The organism is Demequina sp. (genome assembly GCA_024707205.1).
In the GTDB taxonomy this organism is placed as follows: Bacteria; Actinomycetota; Actinomycetes; order Actinomycetales; family Demequinaceae; genus Demequina.
Map to the genome: position 1 here is coordinate 1859153 of JANQAD010000001.1, position 13990 is coordinate 1873142.

Consider the following 13990-nt stretch of genomic DNA (forward strand, 5'->3'; position numbering starts at 1 on the left):
ATCGAACAAGTGGCTTCTGTGGGTCATGAGTCGGTCGCCTCACCGCTCGAACGAACTCGTTGCCCCCATTGCTTCCGTTACAGTTCGCTCGGCCCTGCACGCGGTTCAAGACGTTGTTTGAGCCACTCCAGCACCGTTCGCTGGTCCGCCAGGTTCGCGCGACGCACCTGCTGAAGTAGCCAGATCGCGGAAGGCTTCTCGAGTGTGAGGTTCTTCGCGCCCTGATTGCACGTGGAGCAGAGCGTTCGCAGATTTGACGGATCGTCAGTGCCCCCGCGGCTCTTGTCGACTATGTGACCGAGGTGAAGTCGGACCTTACGACCGGTGTCGGGGTCGATGTCACCCGCGCCAAGGCCGCAACTTTGGCAGGTGTATCCATCACGATCGAGCACCTCGGCGCGAGTCCGCTGGGAGATCGCACGCTTGAAGCCAGCCTCGACCTGAGTTTCCGGGATGCGCTCAAGGCGGTACTCGCCCTGCTTGAGCGACAGGTCGTCGTGCTGCGTCGATATGGGCCAGCCCTCCTCCTCGCGGAGTTCTCGAACACGCCTGGCCCACTCGCTCGCGGGCGCTGCGACCGCCTGAAGTTCACGAGCTGTTACGACCTTCCCGACGTTCTCGAGAAAGTACGCGCGCAGTTTCGCCTTGACGCTCGGAGAGGTCACCCGCGCACCTCAAGCCGCTCGTGCTTGAGCCAGACGATCGACTTCGTCTCGAACGAACTTACCGATGTACTCGGTGTACGCGGGCGGAATCGACTCATTCAGCTCGTTCTTCGTCATCCAGTCGATCCCGAGGGCGTCGCGCGCGTTGGCGACCGTGCAGTTGCCACCGCCAGTGACCTGCACAAACGAGGTGTCCTGGTCGAGCTTTCCGTAGTGTCCCTTCCGCTTGTCGTGTGTGAAGACGAGCGGGTGCTTGCCGTGAGGCGGCAAGGGGATCTCGAAATTGGCCTCGAACAAGCGGTGACGGATTACGCGAAGTGGCGGAAACATGGTGCCGCACAAGACTGCGGGGTTCCGCAAGGGTGCACCCTCGACGTTCTCGATCACATATGGAAGGCCGGTGGCCCGAAGCATCTCCCGCACGGGTTCGATTAGGCGTGGCCACATGTGGGCGTTGCCGTTGCGGCGCGCGAGGTCCGAGTACGACTGGCACGGCGGTGAGGCGTGGACCGCGTCGAAACTTGCAACGAACTCGGGATCGAGCTTGAGGGCATCCGAACGGATGAATTCGAAAGGGTAGTTGGGTTGCTCGTCAATGTCGACGCCCACTACCTCGAAGCCAGCTCGGTGGTAGCCCATCCCAGCACCACCTGCACAGCAGAAGAGATCTAGAAGTCGGGGTCGTGAACTCATGTAGCGAAGGTACCAACCGGCGCTGACACGGAGCGCGCGACAGGGCCGGGCACGCTCAACTCGACGGCAGTTTGCGACGGGTCGTCACGGCTGACTCGATGCTCAGGGCTACTTGGTCCGCATCCTCGTGCTCCCAGAATCGCAATACCAGCCATCCAGCCGACCGCAGCCTCGCGTCAGTCTCCCGATCCCGCTGCTGCGTCCTCAGGATCTTCGGGCTCCAATAGTCCGAGTGCGTTGCCGGGGATGTGTAGTGCGTCGGGCAGCCGTGCCAGAAGCACCCATCGATGAAGACCGCGACCTTCACTGGCCGAAAAACGATGTCAGCCGTGCGACGTAGCGCGGGGTCGGGCCGTTGTGCGACGCGATAGCGCAGCCCCGCCTCGTGGAGACGGCGGCGCACAGCCAACTCTGGCCCTGTATCTCGCCCGCGGTTCGCCACCATCGAGCGGCGTGTGCCCTCGCTGCTGGCCCAACTCACCCTGTCCACCTAAGGAGGCTACGGCGTTGTTCAGCCGCTCGCACGGCCGTGGGCCCAGTCACGACCATTAGGCGCCGTGCCACACTAACCACCATGAAGTGGCTCGGCGGCACCCTCGTCTTCCTCGCGGAACTCGCAATGTACGCAGGAATGTTCTGGTGGGGCTACAGCACCTTCCCGCACTATTGGGGCTGGCTTGTGGGCCTCACCGTACCCTTCGCGGTGTCCGTGATCTGGTCCCTCAGCCTTTCGCCCAAAGCCCCGCGGCCCCTCCCAACCCCCGCGAAGGTCACCACCCGCCTCGTCCTGCTCCTCGCAGGAGCCGCAGCCTGGTGGCTCGCGGACCTGCACCTCGCCGCCATAGCCACCGCAGCGTCGGCCCTGGTGGGGACCGCTATCGCCGCGAAGTACCCCATCGACGAGCCGGGCGTCAACGCCCCCAAAGGAATGGACGCGGACGAGACCACGTTGCCGCCTGCATGACAACACAGCACACCCAAACTCTCGGCATCATCGGCGCAGGCAACATCGGCTCCAACGTCGCACGCGCGGCCATCGCCGCCGGCTACGACGTAGTGATCTCCAACTCCCGCGGCCCAGAAACCCTCACGGACCTCATCGAAGACCTGGGCCCCAAGGCCAGGGCCGCCACGGCCGCAGACGCCGCACAGGCTGCGGACTTCGCGCTCGTCGCCGTCCCGCTCGGCAAGTACAAGAACGTCCCGGTCGAGGGCCTCGCGGGCAAGGTCGTCATGGACGCCAACAACTACTACCCGCAGCGCGACGGCCGCATCCCCGCGCTCGACAACAACGAGAACACCACCTCCGGCCTGCTCCAGGAGCACCTGCCCACCAGCAAGGTCGTGAAGGCGTTCAACAGCATCCGCTCCACCGACATCCCCCAAGACGGGCTTCCCGCCGGCACCCCCGACCGCCGCGCCCTGCCCATCGCGGGCAACGACGCCGACGCTCGCGCCAAGGTCGCGAAGTTCCTCGACGACATCGGCTTCGACGCCGTTGACCTCGGCACCCTCGACGAGTCCTGGAAGGTCGAGCGCGACACCCCCGCCTACGTCAAGCGCACCACCGCCGACGAACTCACGAACCTCACCGCCAACGTCAATAGGGTTCGCCAGCTCTAGCGGCCCGACGCTAGGGTCGCCTCATGCGCACAGGCTCGCTTGAGACGGCGGACGGTCGCGCACTGCAGTTCTACGACGTCACCCCAGACGCGACGGACCACGTGCCGATCATCTGGCACCACGGCAGCCCCAACGTCGGCGAGCCCCCGGCGCCGCTGTTTGAGGCCGCGGCCGAGCGCGGACTGCGCTGGATCGGCTACGACCGCCCAGGCTACGGCGGGTCGAGCGCCCAACCCGGCCGCAGCGTCGGGCAGGCGGCGTGGGATGCCCAGGCGGTTGCGGACCACCTGGGCGTGGGCCGCTACGTGGTGCTCGGCCACAGCGGCGGGGGAGCGCACGCGCTCGCGTGCGCGGCGCTCACCCCGGAGCGTGTGATCGCGGCGGTGAGCATCAGTGGGCTCGCGCCCATGGGGGCACGCGGGCTGGACTGGTTCGCCGGCCTCAACCCCGGAGGCGAGGCCGAGCTGCGCGCCGCCACCCAGGGCGCCGACGCGCTGCGCGCCCACCTCGAGACCGCCGAGTTCGACCCCACGATGTTCACCGAAGAGGACTGGGCCGCGCTGGGCGGCGACTGGGCGTGGTTCAACGAGGTCGTGGGCAAGGCCGAGGCGAGCGGCTCGGAACCCTTCATCGACGACGACGTGGCATCCGTTGGCGACTGGGGCTTCGACCCGAGCGACATACGTGTACCAACGCTCCTGGTACATGGCACGGATGACCGCGTGGTGCCGGTGACACACTCCCGCTGGCTCGCCGACCACATCGACGGCGCGGAGCTGCTCGAGGTGCCGAACGCGGGCCACCTCGCGGTCATGGCGGCCGCCGAGAGGGTGTTGGATTGGGTTGCCGCGAGGGCGGCGCACGGAACAGCGGATTGAGGATGAGGTAAGCGTTGAAGACCTTGCGGCTCAAGTGGATCCCGCTTATTAGTTTCGGCGTCTTTCTCGTAGGGGCATTCCTCACCGGGGTGCTGAACTACCTGCTCGTCTCTCCGGAGGAGACGCTGGATCCCGCCGCACCCGCGTCGAACTGGGCGGAGGCCGGCGCGAACGCGCTGTTTGGCGCCGCCGTGTTCGGCATCTTCGCGATCATCGCCACGGTGCTGCGCTTCTTGGGCAACAGCCGCTTCGAGGCCCGGCACGGCCGCCCGCGCTGGTTCATCACCGGCACGCTCGTGGGCGAGATCCTGTTCATGGCGCTCGCGTGGGCCGTGATCTGGGCCGCGGTCACCCCCAAGGTGGACGCCGGCTTCATGTGGATCTCGTACGTGGAGCTGACCATGTTGTGGCTGGTGGTGAGCTGCGCCCCGCTCATTCTCAGCTTCATGCGGCTCGGCGCCCGCGAGAGCTAGGTAGTCGCCGGGGCCGCGTCGGCCGAGACGCGTATCCACAGGGTCCGGTTGGGTGTCGGTGGCGACACGTACCCTTCATCCATGAACCTGCCCGCCTACACGGTCACGCGGAAGCCCGTGAAATACACGCGGATTCGCGTGCACCCGCCCGACGGCAGGGTCACCGTCACGGCCCCGCGTCACGTGAGCGCTCGGGAGATTGAGCAGTTCGTCGCCACCAAGGCAGGGTGGATCGCCAAGCATCAGGAGCGCATCGCCACGGCCGAGCCGGTGACGAACCCGGAACCGGTCCCGGAATACCTGCGGCCCGTGCTGTATGCGCGGATCGGGCCGCTCGTCGAGTACTGGGCGGACCGAATGGGACTCGCGGCGCCCACGTTCTCGGTGAGGCGCATGAAGACCAGGTGGGGAACCTGCAACATCCAGCGACGCCACATCACCATCGCGCTTGAGCTTGCGCGACGGGACGAGGAACTGCTCGAGTACGTTATCGTGCACGAGCTCACGCACCTGCTTGAACGCGGCCACGGGCGGCGTTCAAGGCGATCATGAGCCGCTACTTGCCGGAGTGGCCGCAGCTGAGAGCACGGCTCAACGGGAGGTGAGCCCCGTGAAGGGGCTCGTTGCTGAGGGCTATCCTCCCGCGAGCCAGTGCTCCAGCTCCTCACTGGGCATGGGGCGGGCTATGTAATAGCCCTGCGCAAAGTCGCAACCCCAACCCGCAAGCTTGTCCAGGATCTGCTGGTTCTCCACGCCTTCGCCGGTGCACTCGATGTCGAGGTCGCGGGCGGTCATGACGAGCGACTCCACGAGCGAGCTCGCGGCGTCGGACCGCTGCACCTTCCGCACAAACCTCGTGTCGATCTTCACCTCACGGAACGGCAGCGCCGCGAGTCGCGCGGCCGTCGAGTAGCCAGTGCCGAAGTCGTCGATCACCAGGTGGAAGCCATCGGCCTCCAGTCCACGCAGGGCGGTGAGCGCAGCTGCGTCGTCCGCGAGGGCGGAGGTGTGGCTCACCTCCAGCGCAACCCGCTCCGGTGCCACGCCGAAGTGCTCGCATGCGCCGATCAACTGCCGCAGCTGCTCGCGGTCCTTCAGCTCGGCGGTGGAGAAGTTGATCGAGATGCGCTCATCGGTACCTGCTCGCGCGGTTGCGAGCCACTCGAGCGCTCTCGCGGTGACTGCCTCTGTGATCGGCCGCAGCAGCCCCTGCTCCGTGGCATACGGGATGAAGGTGCTCGGCGGGATATGACCCAGCGTCGGGTGGTCCCACCGGGCCAGCGCCTCGAAACCCGCCGGCTTGCCAGTGGTGCAGGAGATCTTGGGCTGATAGACGTTGTGCAGCTCCTCATGCTCGATGGCGCGGTTCAGCGCCTCCGCGAGCTGATCCTCGCTCCACCCGTCGAGCGGGTCCGCCACTCGCTCCACGGTCTCCAGAGCGTGCGGGTTGCGCGCGAGCGCCACGAGCACGTGGCCCTTGGAGAACGGCTTGCGCAACAGGCCGGCGTGAACGAGTCCCTGGGCGGCGCCGAACTCGCGCGCCGCGCGGATTCCGCCGCGGCTCGAGCCGCACATGATCACGATCCCCGCGCGCGACCGGGCGCGAGCGAGACGATCGAGCACCGACATCGCCTGGTGCTCGTCGCCCACGATGTCCACGAACGAGAGCGCCGGCAGCCAGTCAGATGCCCACTCCACGAACTTGTCCGGGTCCGCCGTGGCCCGTGCCTCGAAGCCCTCTTGCTCAAGGACCTCGGCGAGGGAGTGAGCGACGGCCGTGTCGGCGTCGAAGATCGTGACGCGGCGAAGCTGGTCGGTCATGGCGCCACCGGCGTCCGAGCGCGCGCTACACGGGACGCGTATGCCAACGCAAGAGTCACTCCCATTGCGCCCCCAGCCCTCAGTTGCGGGAAAAGCTCGATTTCCAGCCTAGGCGCGCAAAGGAATGGCGTAAATAGCGCTCTGCGGTAATGGGAGTGGAATTGCTCACTCCCCGCGCACGGGGTTTATCGACCCGTTGTCGAGACGTCGACGGTGATCGGCGATCCAAGCTCCACCATGTACGTCGAGTGGCCACTCGGGTCATCCTCGTGCACGCGCGCCCAGAACGACACTGTGTATGGCTCGCGGGAGGCGATGATGTCGCCGAGCACGCTTCCGCTCAGTGCGTAGTCGCTGACCACGGCCGCGGCGGCGAAGTCCTCGCCAGGCTCAACCACTTCCACCTGGTCGCGGGAGTTGAGCAGCATGACATTCGACGTTGCCGTCTCCCACATGGAATCGCCGACTATCGCACTCGAATACGCCGTCACCGAGTGCTTGCTGACCTCATTGGGCGCCGTTTCCACCCACATCACCACCGAATCGACGTCAATAGCGAGGGGCCTGCTGGAGGTGTTAGTGAAACGGACGTGGGCCGAGATGGTGTGGTCGTCATCGACCGAGAAACTCTCAAAGTTGCTGGTAGACGTGGGTCCGGCGGAGTACCACACCGGCGCGCAGCTCTCGAGGCCGATGGCGCTGCTCACCGTCGTATCCGGGTTCCCCTGAATCGCGACTCGGGGGTCGTCCTCGGGCTCGTCGTGGTGGCAGATCATGCCCTTCACCGCCGAGCTGCGGTTCGCGTCGCCGATCTTGCGCGGCTGCGCAGCGGGGGCGAACTGCAGCGCTGACCACGGGGCCGCCACCGCCGTCCCCTGAACGCTTGGCGTGCCGGCCGGGTCCATGGTGGCCACGGTCCCGAACGTCTGCGCGCTCCACACCAGCCCGCCGGCGAGCGCGAACAGGCCAACCGTTCCGGTGGTCACGATCGCCGCCCGCTGGCGACGAATCCGCCGTGCAGCAGGCTGAATGACCTCGTCCGCATCCCGCAGCTCAAAGCTCGCGCGGCCCGTGTTCGCCGCGGCAGTCAGCGACTCGTGCAGTTCGGTGCTCATCGCCTGCCTCCCTTCACCTCAACGACAACGGTGATGCCGTCGTCCGCCTCGTATACGTCTTCTGGGGCGAGCCCAAACTCGCCGTGTGTTCGCGTCAAGGTGGCCACCCCGTCGGCCAGATACCGGCGCACCGTGCCGGGCTGCAAACCCAGCTCGCGCGCAATCTGGCTCGCGTTGAGGCCATCGAAGTAGCGCATGACCACGCACGTGCGCTCTCGCGGCGGCAGCGACAGCACCGCCTGGTGCAGTGCCGTTCTTGTGTCCGACGCTGTGGTCGGGTCGGGCGCACTGGCGTCGGCCTCGCGGTGGTCCGGCCGTGGGCGGGCGCTCGCACGGCGGTGACCGTCGACGAGGGCGGTCTGCATCGCGCGCTTCACGTACGCATGGGCGGCGTCGAGCGGCATGGCCCGGCGACTGCCGCGGAAGGCGCGCACGAGAGCGTCCTGGAGGAGATCGTCGGCCGCGTGGTGGTCGCCGGTGAGGACGAATGCGTACCCGTAAAGCGCCCCGCCGCGCTCGCGGACGAGCGCATCAAGGGTCTCGCTCCACGTGCTCACGTCGCCGACCTCCCGCCTTCGGTGATTGTCTCACCGGCTAAGACGCAGCGGAGGGCGCAAGTGTGGGGTAGAGGTGCCGTCAGTTTGCGGACGGGGAGGTCATGACCGTGCCGTCGCTGACTGTGTAGGTGGCGCCGTCAGGCAGTGACACGAGCAGCTCGGTTGGGCCCGCGTCAGATCTGGGTCCAATGCGCACCTGCAGCGCGAGCTCGAATGGAGTGTCCCCGGCGATGGCGCTGCCGACCAAGGTGCTGTCGCTCGCGTTCCACGTGATCGAGCCCTCGAGTGGCGTCCCGGCGACGAGCACAGCCAGGTCCTCGCTCGAGTTCAGTACGCCCACCTCAGTTGACGCGGAGGTCCAGGTCGTCGTCGCGGCGAGGGTAGTGTCCGTGTTGGCGACGTCCGCCGCGAGGCCATCGGAGCCGGTCGTGAGCACGCCGATGATTCCCGCGCGGTCGAGGAGCACCGGGTAGGAGTAGTTGGCGAGGCGCCAGTTCAGCGTGATGGTGCCGGCCGCGGGATCGACGCTGACCTCCGAGGTCAGCTTCAGCGCCAGTTCCGAGGTGAGCCAGACGGTGACGCAGTCCGTGGTGACTGCAGCGTCTGTGGCCGGGTCAAGGTGGGGATTCTCGTCTCCCACCTCGCACTTCAGCCCGGCCGGCCCCGGGTATTCGGAGCCGCGCGCCCTGTTGCTCGACTCGGAGATGAGGTAGGTGGCGTCGATCGTTCCCGGGGGCCTCACGATCCCGGACGGCGACGGCTCGGGCGCGGGTTCGCCAGCGATCACGCTCGCGGTGATCCACACCGCTCCGATCGCGACCAGCACGGAAGCGGACCAGGAGAGGGCGACGTTGCGCCGATGCTTCCGGGCGCGGCGCGTTGCGGGTCCGATGGCGTCCGTCATGTCACGGCTGCCAAGCGACTCCATGCCCGCGGCGATGGCCCGGTCGACGGACTCGCTCTGAGAGGCGTCGGTCACGGCGCGCACGCGGTCTTCCGCCGACAGTGCGCGCATCTGTTCGCGCACCTCGGCGTCGGCCTGGTCTACGGTCGCGGGCCCGGCCCCGCGTCGGAAGGTGCGGTAGAGCGCCTCCTTGACGAGGTCATCCGCCGCATCGCGGCTCTCGGTGAGCGCGAACGCGTACCCGTATAGCGCGGGACCGCGATCGCGCATCAGCGCCTCAAGCGTCTCGCTCCACTTGCTCATTCGTGCCTCCCAAGTGTGCGAGTCTGCCATGAACCGGGCGGCGGCGGAGAAGTGTGGGTCAGAAGTTGTCCACAGCGCTTGACAGCCCAAAGCGCCCTTGTGCAATGGTGAAACCTCGACAATCCGATACCAGAGTGGTATCAAGGAGGTATGGCTATGACACTGAGACTCGACGAGCGGCACGACGAGATGCTCGCGCGCCTTGCCGAGAAATGGGGCGTCTCCAAGAACGAGGCAGTCCTCCGCGCGGTAGAGGCGGCAGATAGTGGCACGGACCTGGACCTCGATGTTGCGTCGGCGTACGGGCGCGCAGTTTTTCAGTACAAGGACGCGCTTGACCGCCTTGGGTCTGTCTAGATGATCCGCTATCTCGATTACCGACACATCGTCGACATCGTGCATGCGGAGGGACTCGGTCCCATTCGAGACGCGGGACTCCTCAAGTCCGCGATAGAGCGACCGCAAACAACGCTCATGGGTGTCGACGCCTATCCATCGCTTCACCTCAAGGCGGCCGCGCTAGCGCACTCGCTATGTCTCAACCATGCGCTCGTGGACGGCAACAAGCGCATTGCTGCAATCGGGCTCTACGTGTTCCTCGGAATCAACGGGGAGGATCTGGTGCTCACCAATGACGAACTCTTCGACCTCGTCATGGCCGTGGCCTCCGGCGAGCTGCGCGACGTTCCCGAGATAGCGGCGAGGCTGCGTACCCAACCCAGGTGAGCGTCGGGCCGTATCGCGCACGCGAAACCTGTGCCAGAATGAAACCGATGTTTACGTCGATCATCATTCCGTAGCGCGTCGGTCACCCCCCGACGCGCAGCCTCCCGCACCCATGGGAGGCTTTTTTGTTGGGAAATGGCCGCGCACAACCAGAAGGAGTCACCGATGTCCGATCTCACAGTTGAGGTCTACGACACCACGCTGCGCGACGGCGCGCAGCAGGAGGGCATGAACCTGTCCGTTGCGGACAAGATGGCGATTGCGCCCCTTCTTGATGAGCTCGGCGTGGGCATCATCGAGGGCGGCTGGCCCGGCGCCGTGCCCAAGGACACCGAGTTCTTTGCCCTGGTAAACAAGGAACTGAAGTTCACCAACGCGCAGTTCGCGGCGTTCGGCATGACGCGCCGCGCGGGCTCCACGGCTGCGGCGGACCCCCAAGTGCGCGCGCTGCTGGACTCCGAGGCGCCCATCATCACCCTCGTGGCCAAGAGCGACATCCGGCACGCCGAGCGTGCGCTGCGCGTCAGCGGCGACGAGAACCTCGCGATGATCGAGGAGACCGTCGCGTTCCTGGCCGGAGAGGGGCGGCGCGTCGTCCTCGACGCCGAGCACTTCTTCGACGGCTACCGCTTTGACCCCGAGTACGCCGTCCGCGCGCTCCTCGCGGCGGAAGCGGGCGGGGCGTCCACGCTGTGCCTCTGTGACACGAACGGCGGCATGCTGCCCGACGACGTGGCCGGGATCGTCGCGGCCGTGCGGGGGCGGACGTCGGTTCAGCTGGGCATGCACGCGCACAACGATTCCGGCTGCGCTGTGGCGAACTCGATGGCGGCGGTTTCTGCGGGGGCCACGCATGTCCAGGGCTGCGTCAACGGCTACGGCGAGCGCACGGGCAACGCGGACCTCGTCGCGATCGTCGCGAACCTCGAGCTCAAGCGCGGCGCCGTGGCGCTGAAGGGCAACGGGCTCGCCGAGTCCACACGCATCGCCCACGCGATCTCCGAGATCACCAACATCGCGCCGTTCGCGCGCCAGCCCTACGTGGGCGCGTCGGCGTTCGCACACAAGGCGGGCATCCACGCGTCGGCCATCAAGGTAGACCCGGACCTCTATCAGCACACCCAGCCCGAATACGTGGGCAACGACATGCGCATGCTCGTCTCCGAGATGGCGGGCCGCGCGTCGATCGAGCTCAAAGGCAAGGAACTGGGCTTTGACCTCAGCGGCCAGACGGAGCTGCTCGGTCGCGTCACCGAGCGTGTCAAGAACGCGGAGGCGCAGGGCTACACGTACGACGCGGCCGACGCGTCGTTCGAGCTGCTGCTGCGCTGGGAACTCGGACAGGCGCCCAAGTACTGGGACGTGGAGACGTGGCGCGTGCGCGTCTCGTCCACGCCGGGCGATCCCCGCAACGCCGACGCGGAGGCCGTCATCAAGCTTCACGCCGGTGGGGGAGAGCGCGTTGTCACCGTGGGCGAGGGCAACGGGCCGGTCAACGCATTGGACCACGCGCTACGCGTGGCGCTCGAGTCCGTCTACCCGGAGATCGCGCGGTTCGAGCTCGTCGACTTCAAGGTGCGCATCATGGACGCGTCCCACGGCACCGACGCGGTGACGCGGGTGCTCATCACCACGGTCGATTCCGAGACCGGCCTGTCGTGGCGCACCGTTGGAGTCGGCCCGAACATCATCGAGGCGTCGTGGGAGGCCCTCACCGATGCGCTGTTCTATGGACTGCTCAAGCTGGACGTGACGCCCAACCCGTAGACAGCGTCGGGCCTAGGCGCCTAGACCGCGGTGCCCACCAGGCTGCCGATGCCGTAGGTGATCGCCATCGCGAGCGCGCCGCCGACGACGTTGCGCAGCACGCCGATGCGGCGCTTGGAGCGGCCGAGCCGCGCGGAGATGAAACCGGTCGCGGCGAGCGCCACGACGACGATCGCGAAGGTCGCGGCGATGCGCGCGGCGTCCGGCGCCAGCAGCATCGTGAGGAGCGGGAACAGCCCGCCGGTGGTGAAGGCGATGAAGCTTGCGATGCCGGCCGACCACGGGTTGACGATGTCGTCCGGGTCGATGCCGAGGTGCATCTTGGCGTGAATCGCGACCGGGTCGTGGTCGTGCTGCTCGGTGGCCGCACGCCGGGCAGTGTCCTCGGACATGCCCGTCTCCATGTTGAGGCGCACGAGCTGCTCGAGCTCCCAGTCGGGCCGCGTCTCCTGCCACAGCTGCTCGCGCTTGAGCTGCGCGCGCTCGGCGTCACGCTGGCTCGAGACCGAGACATACTCGCCGATGCCCATGCTCAGCGCACCGGCCGCAATTCCCGCGATACCTGCGGTGACGATGATGCCTTGAGGGGGGTTCGCAGCCGCGACGCCGACGAGCAGCGCGGCCACAGAGACCACGCCGTCGTTCGCACCCAGCACACCGGCGCGCAGCCAGTTGAGGCGCGCCGAGAGGTTTTCTTCCTCGAGGTGCTCCTCGAATTCTTCCTCCACCATGCGTTCAGGGTAGGGAAGCGCTCGCGGGCGGCGCTAGGAAGGTAAGCCTGTCTTCGGAGGGCCGAACTTTCGCTATGCCTGGAAGGCTCGGACCTCTATCGGCAGCCCGACGGCGCGGCTGGCTTGGGCGGCCCAGTCCTGTGCGGCCTCTGGAGAGTCCGCGCGAAGGATCCAGAAGCCGCCCATGGCCTCACGGGTCTCGAGGTACGGGCCCTCGGTGACGAGCGGCGGATCGCCGGCGGTCACCACGCGGGCAGCGCCCGCAAACTCGAGGCCGTTGGTCCAGACGAGGGCGTCCTGTGCGCGCATCCGGTCATTCAGCGCGCCAACGCGCGCCATGATCTCGTCGATGTTGTCGGGCACGGCGCTCGGGTCCTGCACGTAGTACATCGCGAGCATGTAGTCGGTCATGGTCTCTCCCTTCTGGCAACTCTACGAACGGCCGCGCGCGATTTCGACAGGGTAGCCGCGACGATCCCCGCGACCTACTCAAGGTGCGCGACTACGCCCGGTGTCCCATCACCGCGGTGCCTACTCGCACGATGGTCGCACCCTCCGCGATGGCCCACTCGAGGTCGTTGGACATGCCCATCGACAGCTCCCACGCGGAGCTCAGCGGCACGGACCCGCGCTCCGAACGAATAAGCGCCTGATCCCGCAGTTCGCGCAGTCGCGCGTATCCCTCCCGCACGGGCGCCTCCTCTCGCGAGTTGAGCCCGATCGTCATGAAGCCCGTCACCGTCAGCGCTGGTAAACCCTGCACTGCCGACGCGAGGTCCAGGGCCTCGCCCGGCGCGACCCCGGCCTTGCCCGCCTCGCCGGAGACGTTTACCTGGATCATCACATCGAGCTCGCGTTCCGCCTCAAGGCAAAGCCGAGACAGCCGCTCCGCAAGGGCGAGCGAGTCCACGGTCTGCACGCACCGCGCGTATCTCACCGCGATTGCCGCCTTGTTGCGCTGCAACTGCCCAATGACGTGAATGCGCGCCCCCGCCGCTTCAAGCGTCGGCCCCTTCTCGGCGAGTTCCTGCATCCGACTCTCGCCAACCAAAGTGCCACCCGCGCGCACGACGGCGGCCACAGCGTCGGGCCCCCAGAACTTGGTGGCCACGAGCAGGCGAACCCCGGCGCCGGCGCGGCCGCAGCTGGCCTCGGCCGCGTGGATGCGCGCCTTGACCTCCGTCAGACGGGCGGCGTAGTCCCAGCTCATTCAGGCGTCCTTCGCGATGGGGGCGATGATGGCGCCGGTGACGCGCACCAGGTCCGCGGCGGCGAGGCCGATGTCCAGGCCGCGTCGGCCGCCGCTGACGTAGATCACGTCGTACAGCTCGGCGGTCTCGTCGAGCGCGGTGGGCAGGGCGCGGCGCTGGCCGATGGGGGAGATGCCCCCGACCACGTACCCGCTGGACCGCTCGGCGTCGGCAGGGGGCGCCATCTCCGCGCGCTTACCACCGAACGCCGCAGCGAGGGCCTTGAGGTCCAGCATGCCGCTCACAGGCACAATCCCCACGCTCAGGTGGCCGTCGACGTAAGCGCACAGGGTCTTGAAGACCTGATCGGCGTCAACGCCGATCGCCGCGGCGGCCTCGAGTCCGTAGCCCAGGTCGCTGCTTGGATCGTGGTCGTAGGGGTGCAGCGTGTGCGCGATGCCGGCCTCGACCAGGGCGTGAACGGCGGGAGTCGCCCCCACGTCGTGCTTCTTGGCCATGCGCCCATTGTTCCGGATGCTCGTCA

Annotated in this window: 19 protein-coding genes; 8 read left to right on the forward strand and 11 right to left on the reverse strand. The window is 67.2% G+C overall.

The features are described 5' to 3' along the window. Window positions 1–77: 77 nt before the first annotated feature. Genes NVV57_09510 through NVV57_09520 form a run of 3 tightly spaced genes read right to left on the reverse strand, consistent with a single transcriptional unit; the run spans window position 78 to window position 1839 of the window. Window positions 78–665: an HNH endonuclease gene (locus NVV57_09510; GenBank protein MCR6712899.1), complete on the reverse strand. Its 588-nt coding sequence runs from the start codon at window positions 663–665 to the stop codon at window positions 78–80. A 9-nt stretch (window positions 666–674) separates the two neighbouring features. Further along, a complete protein-coding gene (locus NVV57_09515) occupies window positions 675–1358 on the reverse strand; it encodes a DNA cytosine methyltransferase (protein ID MCR6712900.1) in 684 nt (227 codons plus the stop codon). Between the two features lie 55 nt (window positions 1359–1413). Further along, complete coding sequence (locus NVV57_09520) at window positions 1414–1839, reverse strand: very short patch repair endonuclease (protein ID MCR6712901.1); 426 nt, start codon at window positions 1837–1839, stop codon at window positions 1414–1416. Window positions 1840–1932: 93 nt separating this feature from the next. Between NVV57_09520 and NVV57_09525 the strand changes: the two genes are divergently transcribed. From NVV57_09525 to NVV57_09545, 5 genes are all read left to right on the forward strand, one after another. Continuing rightward, window positions 1933–2322, forward strand: a complete 390-nt coding sequence (locus tag NVV57_09525) for a YrdB family protein (GenBank protein ID MCR6712902.1) — start codon at window positions 1933–1935, stop codon at window positions 2320–2322. Continuing rightward, on the forward strand, window positions 2319–2981 hold the full coding sequence (locus NVV57_09530; protein ID MCR6712903.1) for an NAD(P)-binding domain-containing protein: 663 nt from the start codon (window positions 2319–2321) through the stop codon (window positions 2979–2981). Before NVV57_09525 ends, NVV57_09530 begins: the two co-directional genes overlap by 4 nt. A gap of 23 nt (window positions 2982–3004) precedes the next feature. Beyond that, the gene (locus tag NVV57_09535) at window positions 3005–3859 is read left to right on the forward strand and encodes an alpha/beta hydrolase (protein ID MCR6712904.1); all 855 of its coding nucleotides are present in this window, start codon (window positions 3005–3007) and stop codon (window positions 3857–3859) included. Window positions 3860–3873: 14 nt separating this feature from the next. Next, a complete protein-coding gene (locus tag NVV57_09540) occupies window positions 3874–4332 on the forward strand; it encodes a hypothetical protein (GenBank protein MCR6712905.1) in 459 nt (152 codons plus the stop codon). A gap of 81 nt (window positions 4333–4413) precedes the next feature. Next, on the forward strand, window positions 4414–4884 hold the full coding sequence (locus NVV57_09545; protein MCR6712906.1) for a M48 family metallopeptidase: 471 nt from the start codon (window positions 4414–4416) through the stop codon (window positions 4882–4884). Window positions 4885–4965: 81 nt separating this feature from the next. Here NVV57_09545 and NVV57_09550 read toward each other — a convergent pair whose 3' ends face one another. From NVV57_09550 to NVV57_09565, 4 genes are all read right to left on the reverse strand, one after another. Then, window positions 4966–6153, reverse strand: a complete 1188-nt coding sequence (locus NVV57_09550; GenBank protein ID MCR6712907.1) for an EAL domain-containing protein — start codon at window positions 6151–6153, stop codon at window positions 4966–4968. A gap of 185 nt (window positions 6154–6338) precedes the next feature. Then, window positions 6339–7268 carry a hypothetical protein gene (locus NVV57_09555; protein ID MCR6712908.1) on the reverse strand — a complete coding sequence of 310 codons (930 nt, stop codon included), beginning with the start codon at window positions 7266–7268 and terminating at the stop codon, window positions 6339–6341. Beyond that, a complete protein-coding gene (locus NVV57_09560) occupies window positions 7265–7825 on the reverse strand; it encodes a sigma-70 family RNA polymerase sigma factor (protein MCR6712909.1) in 561 nt (186 codons plus the stop codon). The genes NVV57_09555 and NVV57_09560 overlap by 4 nt, the downstream gene beginning before the upstream one ends. A gap of 79 nt (window positions 7826–7904) precedes the next feature. Beyond that, on the reverse strand, window positions 7905–9032 hold the full coding sequence (locus tag NVV57_09565) for a hypothetical protein (GenBank protein ID MCR6712910.1): 1128 nt from the start codon (window positions 9030–9032) through the stop codon (window positions 7905–7907). Window positions 9033–9188: 156 nt separating this feature from the next. Between NVV57_09565 and NVV57_09570 the strand changes: the two genes are divergently transcribed. The 3 genes from NVV57_09570 to cimA all read left to right on the forward strand — a co-directional run bounded on the left by NVV57_09570 (window position 9189) and on the right by cimA (window position 11525). Next, the gene (locus NVV57_09570) at window positions 9189–9389 is read left to right on the forward strand and encodes a CopG family transcriptional regulator (protein ID MCR6712911.1); all 201 of its coding nucleotides are present in this window, start codon (window positions 9189–9191) and stop codon (window positions 9387–9389) included. Then, complete coding sequence (locus NVV57_09575; GenBank protein MCR6712912.1) at window positions 9390–9758, forward strand: type II toxin-antitoxin system death-on-curing family toxin; 369 nt, start codon at window positions 9390–9392, stop codon at window positions 9756–9758. 165 nt (window positions 9759–9923) lie between these two features. Continuing rightward, window positions 9924–11525 (forward strand): citramalate synthase, encoded by a 1602-nt coding sequence (cimA, locus tag NVV57_09580; protein ID MCR6712913.1) that lies wholly within the window; start codon window positions 9924–9926, stop codon window positions 11523–11525. 20 nt (window positions 11526–11545) lie between these two features. On the opposite strand, the gene NVV57_09585 is transcribed toward cimA, so the two are convergent. The 4 genes from NVV57_09585 to ybaK form a co-directional block, all read right to left on the reverse strand. Then, window positions 11546–12256, reverse strand: coding sequence for a VIT family protein (locus NVV57_09585; protein ID MCR6712914.1), 711 nt, complete (start codon window positions 12254–12256; stop codon window positions 11546–11548). 72 nt (window positions 12257–12328) lie between these two features. After that, on the reverse strand, window positions 12329–12667 hold the full coding sequence (locus NVV57_09590) for a YciI family protein (protein ID MCR6712915.1): 339 nt from the start codon (window positions 12665–12667) through the stop codon (window positions 12329–12331). A 91-nt stretch (window positions 12668–12758) separates the two neighbouring features. Further along, window positions 12759–13466 (reverse strand): YggS family pyridoxal phosphate-dependent enzyme, encoded by a 708-nt coding sequence (locus NVV57_09595; GenBank protein ID MCR6712916.1) that lies wholly within the window; start codon window positions 13464–13466, stop codon window positions 12759–12761. After that, entirely contained in the window at window positions 13467–13964 is a 498-nt protein-coding gene (gene ybaK, locus NVV57_09600) for a Cys-tRNA(Pro) deacylase (GenBank protein MCR6712917.1), read from the reverse strand. It abuts the gene before it with no gap. Between the last annotated feature and the right edge of the window lie 26 nt (window positions 13965–13990).

Bases quoted from the DNA above. Each gene is read 5' to 3' on its own strand.
- NVV57_09535 (MCR6712904.1), top strand. From the start codon at position 3,005: ATGCGCACAGGCTCGCTTGAGACGGCGGACGGTCGCGCACTGCAGTTC.
- NVV57_09575 (MCR6712912.1), top strand. From the start codon at position 9,390: ATGATCCGCTATCTCGATTACCGACACATCGTCGACATCGTGCATGCG.
- NVV57_09525 (MCR6712902.1), top strand. From the start codon at position 1,933: ATGAAGTGGCTCGGCGGCACCCTCGTCTTCCTCGCGGAACTCGCAATG.
- NVV57_09550 (MCR6712907.1), bottom strand. From the start codon at position 6,153: ATGACCGACCAGCTTCGCCGCGTCACGATCTTCGACGCCGACACGGCC.
- NVV57_09555 (MCR6712908.1), bottom strand. From the start codon at position 7,268: ATGAGCACCGAACTGCACGAGTCGCTGACTGCCGCGGCGAACACGGGC.
- cimA (MCR6712913.1), top strand. From the start codon at position 9,924: ATGTCCGATCTCACAGTTGAGGTCTACGACACCACGCTGCGCGACGGC.
- NVV57_09530 (MCR6712903.1), top strand. From the start codon at position 2,319: ATGACAACACAGCACACCCAAACTCTCGGCATCATCGGCGCAGGCAAC.
- NVV57_09515 (MCR6712900.1), bottom strand. From the start codon at position 1,358: ATGAGTTCACGACCCCGACTTCTAGATCTCTTCTGCTGTGCAGGTGGT.
- NVV57_09595 (MCR6712916.1), bottom strand. From the start codon at position 13,466: ATGAGCTGGGACTACGCCGCCCGTCTGACGGAGGTCAAGGCGCGCATC.
- NVV57_09585 (MCR6712914.1), bottom strand. From the start codon at position 12,256: ATGGTGGAGGAAGAATTCGAGGAGCACCTCGAGGAAGAAAACCTCTCG.
- NVV57_09545 (MCR6712906.1), top strand. From the start codon at position 4,414: ATGAACCTGCCCGCCTACACGGTCACGCGGAAGCCCGTGAAATACACG.
- NVV57_09570 (MCR6712911.1), top strand. From the start codon at position 9,189: ATGACACTGAGACTCGACGAGCGGCACGACGAGATGCTCGCGCGCCTT.
- NVV57_09565 (MCR6712910.1), bottom strand. From the start codon at position 9,032: ATGAGCAAGTGGAGCGAGACGCTTGAGGCGCTGATGCGCGATCGCGGT.
- NVV57_09590 (MCR6712915.1), bottom strand. From the start codon at position 12,667: ATGACCGACTACATGCTCGCGATGTACTACGTGCAGGACCCGAGCGCC.
- ybaK (MCR6712917.1), bottom strand. From the start codon at position 13,964: ATGGCCAAGAAGCACGACGTGGGGGCGACTCCCGCCGTTCACGCCCTG.